Genomic DNA, 12165 nt, shown 5'->3' with positions numbered 1-12165 from the left:
CTTCTTGCTTGGTTCTGTCAGGCGAAGACCACCTGGATATCGGTGTATTCGGCAAGCCCCTCTTCGGCGAACTCGACGCCGATGCCGGAGGCCTTCACGCCGCCGAAGGGCGCATTGGGCTGGATGGCGCCGTGTTTGTTGATCCAGACGGAGCCGCAGGCGAGCCGGCTCGCCACCGTCTTCGCCGCCGCAATATCGGACGACCAGACGGAGCCGCCGAGCCCGTTCGGGCTGTCATTGGCAAGCCGGATCGCCTCTTCCACGTCGGAATAGCGGATGATCGGCAGCGCCGGGCCGAACTGCTCCTCGTCGACCAGCGCATCGCCGTTGCGAAGCCCGGACACGATGGTCGGCGGGAAGAACAGGCCCTCGCCCGGCTCACCACCGAGCAGCACCTTGCCGCGCCCCTTGGCATCCGCGACAAGCCTCGAAACCTTGTCGAACTGCATGCGGTTCTGGATCGGCCCGAGAATGCTTGCCTCCTCCATGCCATTGCCGACCGGGATCGCCTTCGCATAGGCGACGAGCGCATCGCAGACGGCGTCATGGATCGTGTCGTGCACATAGAGCCGCTTCATCGCCGCGCAGGTCTGGCCGTTGTTGATGAAGGCGCCCCAGAACAGGCCCTCGGCAATCGCTTGCGGGTCCGCGTCCGGCAGCACGATGCCGGCATCATTGCCGCCGAGTTCCAATGTCAGCCGCTTCATGGTCTCGGCTGCCGATTGCATGACCTTCTGCCCGGTGGCGCAGGAGCCTGTGAAGACGATCTTGCGAATATCCGGATGCGCCGACATGGCGCCGCCGAGATTGAAGGCCTTGTCGTCGCCGGTCACCACATTGACGACACCCGGCGGCAGCACCTCGTTCATGATCTCGACGAGGCGCAGCGTCGAGAGCGGCGTATAAGGCGAGGGTTTGACGACGACCGTGTTGCCCGTGCGCAACGCGGGAAGAATGTGCCAGACGGCGATCATGACCGGGAAATTCCACGGCGTGATGGAGCCGACGACGCCGAGCGGCTTGCGGGTAAGCTCGATCCGGCCCTGCTCGTTGTCCTGCAACACCTTGACGGGGATCGAAAGCCCGGTGGTGTAACCGGCCCAGGCGACGGCGCCGCCAACTTCCCAGCGCGAGCCGAGGCCGTTCAGCGGCTTACCCTGCTCCAGCGTGATGATCTCGGCGAGTTCGCCCGCGTGCTCCTCGATCTTCGCCGTCACCGCCGCACAGGCAGCCTGCAAGGCCTCGTCACTCTGCGCCGACCACGTCGCAAACGCCGCCTTGGCGACGGCGACGGCGGCATCCAACTCCGCTCCGCCCATGTTCGGCGCGCGGCCGACTTCTTCGCCCGTCGCCGGGTTCAGCACAGCAAAGTCAGAGCCGACTGCTGCCGGCTTGCCACCGATCGTCGCCTTGAATTCCATCATTTCCGCCTCCTCCAAGGAACGGCCCACCTCCGGCGGGCACATCTGGTGGCAGAGAATAGGTCTTGGCGGGGCGTCAGACTTGGACGGTGCCGTCCCGCCTTTTGGACAAAAGCGTCAATGGCAGCGCGCGACCGCACCCGGCGTCGTGCCGTATTTCTTGCGAAACTCGCGGTAGAAATAGGAAAGGTCGTTGAAGCCGCAGTCGAAGGCGACGGCAGTCACCCCCTCTGCAAGGTGCTGCCCCTTGTGGGTGGAAAGCCGCGCATGTGCGAGCTCCAGCCGGCGGTTCAGCAGTCGATGGCCCGGCGTTTCGCCAAGCGGTCGGAAATGTCGCTGCAAGGTGCGCTCCGGCACGTTGAGACGCGACGCCAGTTCGCGCGGGCCGAAGGACGGGTCCGCGCGGTGACGGTCGATCATCGCGAGCGCGCGCGAGAGCAGCGTCTCGGCCGGGTTGGCGGCGCCCATCACGCGCGTCGAATGCAGGTAGGCGCCCATAAGGCACAGGAACGCTTCACCAAGCTGGGCCTGTGCGCCGTCTTCCATCAGCATCTTTGCGATGACGGCGCGCATGGCGAGCCAGAGCGGATCGTCACGCGAGATCGAAAGACCGCCGGCGCATAGCGTGCCGAAACGGTGGACGATCTCATCGCGCGGAATGTGCAGCGACACCTGATTGGAGCGCTCGCCGCGATAGAGAAAGGTCGAGGGTTTGACGGAATCGACGAGGAACATGTCGCCGGGCAGAAGCTCCGCCACCTGATCGCCCTGCTCGACGCGACATTGGCCGGCATCCTGCACCAGCAGGAAAAAATGCTCGCCGGGATCCTGCCGGATGGAGCGGGTGTTGCGCGCGACCTCCGATGCATCGAGCGCCACGATCGCCGTATCGAACGGGCCGACGCGCCGCGTGGTGACATCGCCATTGACGACGCCCGTGCGCCGCATCGGCTCGAGATCGAACGAACCGCAGACCCGCCGGATCTCCGCCTCGAGAATTTCCACCTGTACCGGCTTGTGCCCCGGCGTCATCAGCGACTGCATCGCGCCCTCCCCGGCTCCAGCAGAATGCCTGTTCTCCCAAACCTATCTCATCACAGACCGCAGCGCTTGCCTATCGTTCTTACCCTGCAATCGCTGCAAAACCACCGGCTTGCGCCGCCTGGCGCAGCCCCTCGCAGGGCGCATCGGCAAGCCCTTCCGCAGCAAGCTGGTCGAGCACCGCCACAACCTCGGCAAGTCCGCGCGCTTCGGCATAGTGCATCGGCCCGCCGCGCCAGCGCGGAAAGCCGTAGCCGTGGATTTTCACCAGGTCGATATCGGCGGAACGCAACGCCACGCGCTCCTCCAGAATACGCGTCGCCTCGTTGACCATCGGCAGGATGATCGCATCGGCGATCGACGCCTCGTCCCACGCCCGCTGAGGCCGTCCGGCAGCCACTTCGGCAATGATCGCCGCCACGGCTTCGGATGGTTTTGGCGCGCGGTCGCCCGGGGTGTAGTCGTACCAGCCACCGCCCGATTTCTGGCCGAAGCGCGCGATGGCGCAGAGCCGCTCGGCGACGGGGGCGAACGGTATTTCGCCGCGTTCGCGGGCGGCCTTGCGCTGGAAGGCGGCGATATCGAGTCCGCCAAGATCCTGTGCCTCGAACGGCCCCATCGGCAGGCCAAAGGCGCGTATGGCGGCATCGATGGCCGAGGGCGTTGCACCGGAGAGCAGCAACCGTTCGGCCTGCGCGCGCGTCACCTTCAGGATGCGGTTGCCGATGAAGCCGTCGCAGATGCCGGCACGAACCGGGATCTTGCCGAGCAGGCGGGCAAGCGCGAAGCCGGTCGCCAGAACCTCCGGCGCCGTCTCCTCCGTCGGCACGATCTCCAGCAGCTTCATGATGTGCGCCGGGCTGAAGAAATGCAGGCCGAGGAAGCGTTCGGGATGGTTTACGCCTTCACTGATCGCAGTGGGGTCGAGATAGGAGGTATTTGTCGCCAGCACCGCATCCGGCCGGCAGACCGCCGACAGCTTTTCGAAGACGGCGCGCTTGACGGCGATATCCTCGAAGACGGCTTCGATGACTAGATCCGTATCGGCAAGCAGGCCATAGTCGTCACTGCCGGTGACGCCGGACATGCGGTCATCCGCAACCGTCTGCGTGATGCGGCCACGCTTCACCGAGCCGTCGAAGATGGTGCGGATATTGGCAAGCCCCCGCTCGACCGCCGTCGCATCGCGCTCGATGAGGATTACCGGCAGGCCGGCATCGCGCAGCGCCGCGGCAATGCCCGCACCCATCGTGCCACCGCCAATCACAGCCGCCGAGCGGATATCGCGTGGCGTGATACCGGCAAGCTCGGGTGGGCGCGGCGCCGCGCGCTCGGCGAAGAAGACATGGCGCAGCGCCGATGCCTGGGCAGAACCACGCAGCTCCAGAAAGGTTTCCCGCTCGAAGGCCATGGCGCTTGCGAAATCCGTTTCGCTGGCGTTGCGGACCGAGGCGAGTGCCCTGAGCGGCGCGACTTCGCGTTTCGCCTTGTCAGCGACGGCCTTTTCCGCGCCCTCCCAGAACCCGGCTTCGACCGCCGGCACGGCGCGGCCGGAAATCGGCTGTGGCACTGGTTTGCCGGCAATGCCGTTCGCAAAGGCAATCGCGCCGGCACGCAGGTCGCCATCGAGAATGGCATCGACGAGGCCAAGCGCTTGCGCCTTTTTCGCCCCGACCGGGCTGCCGCCCGTCACCAGGTCGACGGCGGCGGCAGGGCCGATTAGGCGCGGCAGACGCACCGTGCCGCCGGCACCGGGGATGATGCCGAGCTTGACTTCCGGCAGGCCGAGGCTGGCGGAGGCAACCGCCACGCGATAGGCACAGCCGAGTGCCACTTCGAGCCCGCCGCCAAGTGCGCTGCCATGAATGGCCGCGACCCAGGGCTTTTTCGCACCCTCGATGGTCGCCACCACATCCGGCAGATGCGGCGGCTGCGGCGGCTTGCCGAACTCGTTGACATCCGCCCCGGCGATGAAGGTACGCCCGGCACAGATCAGCACGACGGCCTTCACCGCCGCGTCCGCATCGAGCTCCGCCACGGCTTCGATCAGACCCTGACGCAGCGCCTGCGACAGCGCATTGACGGGCGGGTTGTCGACGGTGACGACGGCGACGGCGTTTTCGCGGGTGATGGTGACGGTCATGGTGTCATATTCCCAGGTAGGCGGCGCGGATGCGTTCGTCCGCGATCAATTCGGCGGCGGGGCCGGACATGGTGATGTGTCCCGTCTCCATGACATAGCCGCGATCGGCGACGGAGAGCGCGCCAAAAGCGTTCTGCTCGACGAGGAGCACGGTCACGTCGAGCGCCTTCAGGCTCTTCACCACGTCGAAGATCTGGGCAACGAGGATGGGGGCGAGGCCCATACTCGGCTCATCAAGGAGCAGGCAGGAAGGACGGGCCATCAGCGCGCGGGCGATCGCCAGCATCTGCTGTTGGCCGCCGGACAGGCCGCCCGCCGCAAGGTTCCGTTTCTCCTTGAGGATCGGGAACATCGCGAAGGCGTCCTGCATATCGCGGTCCACCTTGTCGTCAGCGAAGAGATAGGCGCCGAGCCGGAGATTTTCCTCGACTGTGAGGTTGGTGAAGATCTGCCGGCCCTCGGGCGACTGGGCGAGGCCACGGCGTACGCGGGCATGCGCCGGCACGGATGTCAGCGTCTCGCCGCGGAAGACGATCGAGCCGGACGAAACCGGCTGGATGCCGGAGAGGCATTTGAGCAGCGTCGTCTTGCCGGCGCCGTTCGCACCGACCACCGTGACGATCTCGCCGGACGCCACGTCGAGATCGATGCCGTGCAGCACCTCGATGCGGCCGTAGCGCGAGCGCAGTCCCTCAACCGTCAGCATGCTGAGCCTCCGTTGCCTGGACGCCGAGATAGGCTTCGATGACGCGCGGGTTGCGTGAAATCGCCGTCGGCTCCCCCTCGGCGATCTTTTCGCCGTGATCGAGCACGACAATATGGTTGGAAATGCGCATGACCATCTTCATGTCGTGCTCCACCAGCAGGATCGAGACGCCTTCGGCCGCAACCTGTGCGATGAGGTGATCGATCTCTTCCGTCTCGACCGCGTTGCAGCCGGCCGCCGGTTCGTCGAGCAGCAGCGCGCGAGGCTTCAGCGCCAGCGCGCGGGCGATTTCCAGCCGCTTCAGCGCGCCGTAGGAGAGCGAGCTTGCCTCCTGCTCGGCAGCGCGGCCGAGGCCGACGCGGTCGAGCAAGGTGCGGGCGCTGTCCTCGGATGCCTTGCTGCGGCGGCGTGCGGCGGGCAGCGAGAAGAGATCGGCAAACACCGAGCCGCGCTCATGCAGGTGATGGCCGGCGACGGCGTTTTCCAGAACGCTCATCGATTGGAAAATCTGGAGGTTCTGGAAGGTGCGCGACAGGCCGCGGCGCGCCAGAAGATGCGGCGGCATGCGGGTGACGTCCTCGCCATCCAGAACGACGCGGCCGCGCGCCGGGGCATAGACACCGGAGATCATGTTGAACAGCGTCGTCTTGCCGGCGCCATTCGGGCCGATGACGGAGACAATCTCGCCGGGTTTCAAGGAGAAGCCGACATCGTTGACGGCGCGCAGGCCGCCGAAATCGATGCCCAAACCTTCGATCTGAAGCAGGCTCATTCTGCCCTCCCCCGGATGCGGCGCGCGATGGAGGGCAGCAGGCCCTCGCGCATGAAGATCATGACGAGCATCATGACGAGGCCGAGCATGAGCTGTTCGTATTCCTGGAAGATCGTCAGCACCTGCGGCAGCGTGGTGAGGATCGCCGCACCGAGGATTGCGCCAAGCACCGATCCCGCGCCGCCGAGAACCGTCATGGTGACCATCTCGATCGAATGCATGAAGCCTGCGACATCTGGCGTGATGAACTTGTTCTGCAACGCCAGCAAAGAGCCGGACACAGAGGCATAGACCGCCGAAATGACGAAGGCGACGAGCTTGTAGTGCGCGACATCGACGCCGACCGTGCGGGCCGCGACTTCCGAACCGTGCAGCGCCCTGAGCGCCCGGCCAGTCGGGCTGTGGTAAAGGTTGAGGGCCAGCCACGCGCCGAGCACCAGGACGAGGCCGGAGAAGGCATACCAGAACTCGGTGTTCGACAGGTCGATGCCAATTGCCTTCAGCACCGCACGAAGCCCGAGTTCCGGCACCGCCATGCCATCCGGCCCGCCGGTCAGCTGCGCCTCGTTGGAGAGCACCATGGAGACGAGGATGCCAAAGCCGAGGCTGGCGACGGCGAGATAATAGCCCTTGAGCCGCAGGATCGGCCGGCCGACGAGGTAGGCGATGGCCGCGGACAAAAGCGCGCCGAGCAGCGCGGCGAGTGCCGGATGCAGGCCGAGATGAACAGGCGCTAGCGCACAGGCGTAGGCGCCGATGCCGGCGAAACCCGCATGTCCCAGGCTGATCTGACCGGCATAGCCGATGAGGATGACAAGACCCGTCACCGCGAGGCCGTTGACGAAGATCAGCGAACCGACACGGAAATAGTAGGAGGACGGGAAGAAGACCGGCGCAATCGCGATGACCGCGGCGAGGATGAGGAGCGTGGTTACCTTGCTGGAGAGCCGCATGATCACACCCGATCCGTCGACTTGCGGCCGAACAGGCCCTGCGGCATGGCGAAGAGCACAGCGAGAATGACGATGAAGGCGGCCGCATCCTTGTATTGCGAGCTGACATAGCCGGCCGTCGTCGCCTCCAGCACACCGAGCAGCAGGCCGCCGACCAGCGCGCCCTTCGGGTTGCCCATGCCACCGAGCATGGCAGCGGCAAAGCCCTTCAGCGCCAATGCAAGGCCGACATCGTAACTCGTCAGCGTGATCGGCGTCACCAGCACGCCGGCGAGCGCGCCGATGGCGGCGGACATGGCGAAGGAGAGCGTCATCACATAGTTGGTGTTGATGCCGACGAGTTGCGCGGCAACGCGGTTGTTCGCCGTCGCCAGCACCGCGCGGCCGATCAGCGTGCGGGTGAAGAACAGCCAGAGACAGACGAAAACGGCGAGCGCACCGGCAATCACCCACAGGCTCTGCGGCAGGATGGTCGCGCCGCCGATAAGGATCGGCTGGTCGCCGGAAAAGGCCGGAAAGCGATGGATCTGCTTGTCGAACACGAGCTGCGTCGCACCACGGATGAAGATGGAGGCGCCGATGGTGATGATGATCAGCGAGACGACCGGGGCGCCGCGCGCGGGCTCGATCGCGAGCTTGTTGAGTGCCACACCGATCGCCGCCGTGACGATGATGGCGATGAGGGCTGCCAACGGCAGCGGCAGGCCGGCGGCATGCGCGAAGAAGGTAATCATGCCGCCGAGCATGACGAACTCGCCCTGCGCGAAGTTCACGACGTCGGAGGCGTTGTAGATGATCGTGAAGCCGAGGGCCACCAGCGCATAGACGGCGCCGACCGTGATCCCGGACAGAAGGAATTGCAGCAGTTCGGGCATGGAGGCCTCCGCTTCGCGCACGACGGTATCCGCCGACCCGTGCCGTAAGGGCGTGGGCCGGCGGGTTCAATTACTCGACGATCTTCCAGCCGCCTTTTTCGATCTGCAGCATGCGGAAGGCCGAGAGGTCGAGGCCGAGGTGATCCTCGGCCGTCATGGTGACGGTGCCTGTTGTGCCAACGAGACCCTTTGTGCCTTCGATCGCATCGCGGATCGCCGACGGCTCGGCGCTCCCCGCCCGCGTGATGGCATCGACGAGGATGCGAAGCGCATCATGGGCATAACCGCCGAAGGTCGAGACCGGCTTGCCGGTCGCCTTCTCGTAGGCGTCCTTGTAAGCCGTGACGACAGCGCGCTGCGGGTCGCTTTCCGGCAGCAGCTTTGCCACGAGCAGAGCCGTACCCGGCAGGCGAACGCCTTCCGCGGCTTCCGCGCCGGCAAGCTCGATGAAACCATCCGAGGCAACACCATGCGACTGGTAGAGCGGCAGGCCGACGGCGAGTTGGGCGTAGTTGCGGGTTACGATTGCCGGGCCCTGGCCGAAGCCGGGGTTCAGCACGGCCTGGATGCCGTCCTTGCCCTTGATGTTGGTAAGCTGCGGCGTCATGTCGGCATCGGTCGGGCCATAGGTCTCGTCGGCCAGCACCTCGATGCCGTAGTCGCCGACGATCGAAAGGCACTGCTTGTGCATGGACGCGCCGAAGCCGTCGGAACCGGAGATCATGCCGATCTTGGTGATGGCGTTCTTCTTCATGTCTTCAAAGATCTTCGCACAGGCCATGCGGTCGGTGTGCGGCGTCTTGAAGGTGTAGGGTTTGACCGGATCAATGATCTCGATGGCGCCGGCCAGCGAGATGAAGGGGACTTCCGCATCCTCGAAAACCGGGATGATCGCCATGGAGGTGCCGGTCGTCGTGCCGCCGATCACGGCGACGACTTCGTCGTCTTCCACAAGGCGGGTCGCGAAGGTGCGCGCCTTGTTCGGGTCGCCGCCGTCGTCGTAGATGACGAGTTCCAGCTTCTCGCCATTGACGCCGCCGGCCGCATTGATCTCTTCGACCAACAGCTTCAGCGTCTTGGCTTCCGGGTCGCCAAGGAAGGAGGCGGGGCCGGTTTCGGAAATGGTCGCGCCAATCTTGATATCGGCGAAGGCGGGCGCAGCAAGGCCCAGGATCAGGGCAAGTGCGGTGGTGGTGAGCGCAAATTTCATGTCGGTTTCTCCTCCCAACAAAGACAAAGGTTTAAAGCGAAAACTCCTCTTACGCCGCCACGGGGCGGCGCCACATCACCACGCGGAACCGGTTCGCGACGAAAGCCGCATCCGTCAGGCTGGCATTGCCTGCCGGGTTGGCACCGGTGACGTGGAAATCGCTGAAGGCGGCACTCTGGTTGACGTAGATGCCGCCGGTCAGGTTGACCGAAAGATTGACACCGGCCGTGGCGAACCGGTCGGCGGCGGCAAGGATCTGCGCCTCGTCGGTGGCGTAGAGGGCAGCGGTGATCGCGCCCTTGCGCTCGGCGAGCTCGGCGGCGCGGTCGACGCCATCGGTGGCGTCATCGACCGCGACGATGAAGGCGATGGGGCCGAAACGTTCTTCCGCATAGGCTTCGCTATCCGCAGCGTCGACGGCGAGGATCAACGGCGTTGCCGTGCGCGCGTCGTCGAGGCCTTCGACCGGTGCGGAGTCGCGCACGATGCGGCCGCGCGAACGGACCGTCGCGATGCGCGCGAGTGTCGCCGGATTGGCAATAGCGCCGCAGACACCGGCCGCACGGGCCGGGTCGGCGAGCAGGCCGTCGACGGCGGCAGTGATGCCCGCAGCGACCGCGTCAAAACTCTTGTGGCCCTCGTTTGTCTCGATGCCGTCGCGCGGAACAAAGATATCTTGCGGGGCGGTGCACATCTGGCCGGAATAGAGCGACAGCGAGAAGGCGATGTTGCTGCACATGCCGGCAAAATCGTCGGTGGCGCCGATGACGATGGAGTTGACGCCCGCCTCTTCCGTATAGACGTCGGCGTCGCCGGCGTTTTCGCGCACCCAACTTCCGAACGTGTTGGAACCGGTATAGTCGATGATGGCGACCGCCGGGTGCTGCACAAGATCCTTGGTGATTTCGGAACCGGGCGCATCGGCGGCAAGCAGCACGATATCGGCGGCAAAGCCCTCTTCCACCAGCACCTGCCTGGCAATCTCGACGGTGATGGCGAGCGGCAGGATGGCGGCTGGATGCGGCTTGACGATAACGGTGTTACCGGTGGCAAGGCTGGCAAAGAGGCCCGGATAGCTGTTCCAGGTCGGGAAGGTGTTGCAGCCTATAGCCAACGAGACGCCGCGCGGCACGGCGCGCCAGTGTTTTTCCATGACGATCGGCTCGCCCCTGCCCTGCGGCTTCGTCCAGATCGCCTTCGCCGGCGTGCGGATCATCTCGGCATAGGCGTAGGTGACGGCTTCGAGGCCGCGATCCTGCGCATGCGGGCCGCCAGCCTGGAAGGCCATGGCGAAAGACTGGCCCGTCGTGTGCATGACCGCATTGGCCATTTCGAAACTACGGGCATTGAGGCGGGCGAGGATTTCGAGACAGATGCCGGTGCGCACCTCCAGCGACGCCGCGGCCCATTGCGGAGCGGCGGCACGGGAAGCCGTGATCAGCATGTCGACGGAGGCCGCTGGATAGGTGATGCCGAGAGATGATCCGTAAGGCGACACTTCCGCACCCACGGAACCCTCCGCCGGATGATCGGCGAGAGCGAAGGCCTTGCCGAGCCGCGCCTTATAGGCAGCGAGCCCGTCGTCCTTGGCGGTCTCGCCATAGATCTTGCCGCTCGGCACTTCAGGATAGGCGGACCAGAAGTCACGCTTGGCGGCCGCTTGCAAAGCTGCGTCCAGCGTCGGGCGATGGCGCTCGAAAAGTTCGGTCATCTCTGGCTCCTCCCAGTCAGTGAATTTATAATTGACCGGCCGTTCGGTTTATGCAAGAGTTTTTTTACGGTCGTCGCTGGGAAGGGCGACAGGGAGGAAAAATGTCCACATCCGACACCATTCTGTCGGCGCTTGCCGATGGCGTTCTGAGCCTCACGCTGAATCGCCCGGACAAACTCAACGCCTTCAATGAAGAGATGCACCTGGCACTGCGCGCCGGTTTCGAGCGGGCGCATGCGGATGAAACCGTCCGCGCCGTGCTGCTCACCGGCGCCGGCCGCGGTTTTTGCGCGGGCCAGGATCTCGGCGACCGCGACCCCAAGAAGGGCGTGCCGGACCTCGGCCACACGATCGAGACCTACTACAACCCGCTGCTCCGCCTGATCCGCAGCCTCGAAAAGCCGGTGATCTGCGCCGTCAACGGTGTTGCCGCCGGCGCCGGCGCCAATATCGCCTTTGCCTGCGACATCACGCTCGCCGCCCGCTCCGCCCGCTTCATCCAGGCTTTTGCCAAGATCGGTCTCGTGCCGGATTCCGGCGGCACCTGGAGCCTGCCGCGGCTGATCGGCGAGGCGCGCGCCAAGGCGCTTACGCTCACCGCCGAACCGCTCGGCGCGGAAACCGCCGCCGACTGGGGCCTGATCTGGCGCGCCGTCGACGACGACGCGCTGATGGACGAGGCGACGGCACTCGCCACCCGCCTCGCCGCCGGCCCGACCCGCGGGCTTGGCATGACGAAGCGCGCCATCCAGGCCGCCGCCACCAATTCGCTGGACCAGCAACTCGACCTCGAACGCGACCTGCAACGCGAGGCCGGTCGCAGCGCCGACTATGCCGAGGGCGTCTCCGCGTTCCTCGAAAAGCGCAAGCCGGAGTTCAAAGGCAAATGAGTGCCGCCAGCCTTTCCCCCCAGGCGCTCGCCGAAGCCTGCGCCAAGGCCATGTGGGACGACGACAATGCCACCCGCCATCTCGGCATGGAACTGATCTCCGTCGCCCCCGGTGAAGCGACGATCACCATGACGATCGCGGACAGCATGACGAACGGCCACGGCACCTGTCACGGCGGCTACATGTTCACGCTGGCGGATTCGGCCTTTGCGTTTGCCTGCAACACCTACAACCAGCGCACCGTCGCCCAGCACTGTTCGGTGACCTTCATCGCACCGGCTTTCAGGGGCGAGAAACTGACGGCGACGGCGCGAGAAGTGTCGCGCCGCGGGCGGGGCGGCATCTACGATATCCGCATCAGCAATCAGGAGGGCGAGCACGTCGCGGAGTTCCGTGGCCACTCGCGAACAGTCAAGGGTACGCACCTGCCGGAGTGAGGCAGA

11 protein-coding genes are annotated in these 12165 nt (G+C 65.5%); 2 read left to right on the top strand and 9 right to left on the bottom strand.

Annotated features, from left to right (window positions below; all coding sequences use genetic code 11):
• Positions 1-17 precede the first annotated feature (17 nt).
• The 9 genes from BSY16_RS18520 to paaN form a co-directional block, all read right to left on the bottom strand.
• Positions 18-1424: an aldehyde dehydrogenase family protein gene (locus BSY16_RS18520; protein WP_069061035.1), complete on the bottom strand. Its 1407-nt coding sequence runs from the start codon at positions 1422-1424 to the stop codon at positions 18-20.
• Positions 1425-1538: 114 nt separating this feature from the next.
• Entirely contained in the window at positions 1539-2465 is a 927-nt protein-coding gene (locus BSY16_RS18515; protein WP_069061034.1) for a helix-turn-helix domain-containing protein, read from the bottom strand.
• A 79-nt stretch (positions 2466-2544) separates the two neighbouring features.
• On the bottom strand, positions 2545-4605 hold the full coding sequence (locus BSY16_RS18510) for a 3-hydroxyacyl-CoA dehydrogenase NAD-binding domain-containing protein (RefSeq protein WP_069061033.1): 2061 nt from the start codon (positions 4603-4605) through the stop codon (positions 2545-2547).
• A 4-nt stretch (positions 4606-4609) separates the two neighbouring features.
• On the bottom strand, positions 4610-5311 hold the full coding sequence (locus BSY16_RS18505) for an ABC transporter ATP-binding protein (protein ID WP_069061032.1): 702 nt from the start codon (positions 5309-5311) through the stop codon (positions 4610-4612).
• Entirely contained in the window at positions 5298-6083 is a 786-nt protein-coding gene (locus BSY16_RS18500; protein ID WP_069061031.1) for an ABC transporter ATP-binding protein, read from the bottom strand. The genes BSY16_RS18505 and BSY16_RS18500 overlap by 14 nt, the downstream gene beginning before the upstream one ends.
• Entirely contained in the window at positions 6080-7036 is a 957-nt protein-coding gene (locus BSY16_RS18495; protein ID WP_150129997.1) for a branched-chain amino acid ABC transporter permease, read from the bottom strand. Before BSY16_RS18495 ends, BSY16_RS18500 begins: the two co-directional genes overlap by 4 nt.
• A 2-nt stretch (positions 7037-7038) precedes the next feature.
• Entirely contained in the window at positions 7039-7911 is an 873-nt protein-coding gene (locus BSY16_RS18490; RefSeq protein ID WP_069061619.1) for a branched-chain amino acid ABC transporter permease, read from the bottom strand.
• 70 nt (positions 7912-7981) lie between these two features.
• On the bottom strand, positions 7982-9121 hold the full coding sequence (locus BSY16_RS18485; RefSeq protein WP_069061029.1) for an ABC transporter substrate-binding protein: 1140 nt from the start codon (positions 9119-9121) through the stop codon (positions 7982-7984).
• Between the two features lie 49 nt (positions 9122-9170).
• A complete protein-coding gene (paaN, locus tag BSY16_RS18480) occupies positions 9171-10832 on the bottom strand; it encodes a phenylacetic acid degradation protein PaaN (RefSeq protein WP_069061028.1) in 1662 nt (553 codons plus the stop codon).
• 101 nt (positions 10833-10933) lie between these two features.
• On the opposite strand from paaN, the gene paaG reads away from it, so the two are divergent.
• Positions 10934-11722, top strand: a complete 789-nt coding sequence (paaG, locus tag BSY16_RS18475; RefSeq protein ID WP_069061027.1) for a 2-(1,2-epoxy-1,2-dihydrophenyl)acetyl-CoA isomerase PaaG — start codon at positions 10934-10936, stop codon at positions 11720-11722.
• Positions 11719-12159: a hydroxyphenylacetyl-CoA thioesterase PaaI gene (gene paaI / locus BSY16_RS18470; protein WP_069061026.1), complete on the top strand. Its 441-nt coding sequence runs from the start codon at positions 11719-11721 to the stop codon at positions 12157-12159. Before paaG ends, paaI begins: the two co-directional genes overlap by 4 nt.
• Positions 12160-12165: the final 6 nt, after the last annotated feature.

Origin of the sequence: Sinorhizobium sp. RAC02 (assembly GCF_001713395.1) — a bacterium.
In the GTDB taxonomy this organism is placed as follows: domain Bacteria; phylum Pseudomonadota; class Alphaproteobacteria; order Rhizobiales; family Rhizobiaceae; genus Shinella.
The sequence above is the reverse complement of the archived record's forward strand: the minus strand, read 5'-3'. Positions and strand labels throughout refer to the sequence as shown.

Excerpts from the sequence above, each read along its gene's own strand:
- paaI (WP_069061026.1), top strand. The coding sequence starts at position 11,719 with ATGAGTGCCGCCAGCCTTTCCCCCCAGGCGCTCGCCGAAGCCTGCGCC.
- BSY16_RS18520 (WP_069061035.1), bottom strand. The coding sequence starts at position 1,424 with ATGATGGAATTCAAGGCGACGATCGGTGGCAAGCCGGCAGCAGTCGGC.
- BSY16_RS18505 (WP_069061032.1), bottom strand. The coding sequence starts at position 5,311 with ATGCTGACGGTTGAGGGACTGCGCTCGCGCTACGGCCGCATCGAGGTG.
- BSY16_RS18510 (WP_069061033.1), bottom strand. The coding sequence starts at position 4,605 with ATGACCGTCACCATCACCCGCGAAAACGCCGTCGCCGTCGTCACCGTC.
- BSY16_RS18495 (WP_150129997.1), bottom strand. The coding sequence starts at position 7,036 with ATGCGGCTCTCCAGCAAGGTAACCACGCTCCTCATCCTCGCCGCGGTC.
- paaN (WP_069061028.1), bottom strand. The coding sequence starts at position 10,832 with ATGACCGAACTTTTCGAGCGCCATCGCCCGACGCTGGACGCAGCTTTG.
- BSY16_RS18490 (WP_069061619.1), bottom strand. The coding sequence starts at position 7,911 with ATGCCCGAACTGCTGCAATTCCTTCTGTCCGGGATCACGGTCGGCGCC.
- paaG (WP_069061027.1), top strand. The coding sequence starts at position 10,934 with ATGTCCACATCCGACACCATTCTGTCGGCGCTTGCCGATGGCGTTCTG.
- BSY16_RS18485 (WP_069061029.1), bottom strand. The coding sequence starts at position 9,121 with ATGAAATTTGCGCTCACCACCACCGCACTTGCCCTGATCCTGGGCCTT.
- BSY16_RS18500 (WP_069061031.1), bottom strand. The coding sequence starts at position 6,083 with ATGAGCCTGCTTCAGATCGAAGGTTTGGGCATCGATTTCGGCGGCCTG.
- BSY16_RS18515 (WP_069061034.1), bottom strand. The coding sequence starts at position 2,465 with ATGCAGTCGCTGATGACGCCGGGGCACAAGCCGGTACAGGTGGAAATT.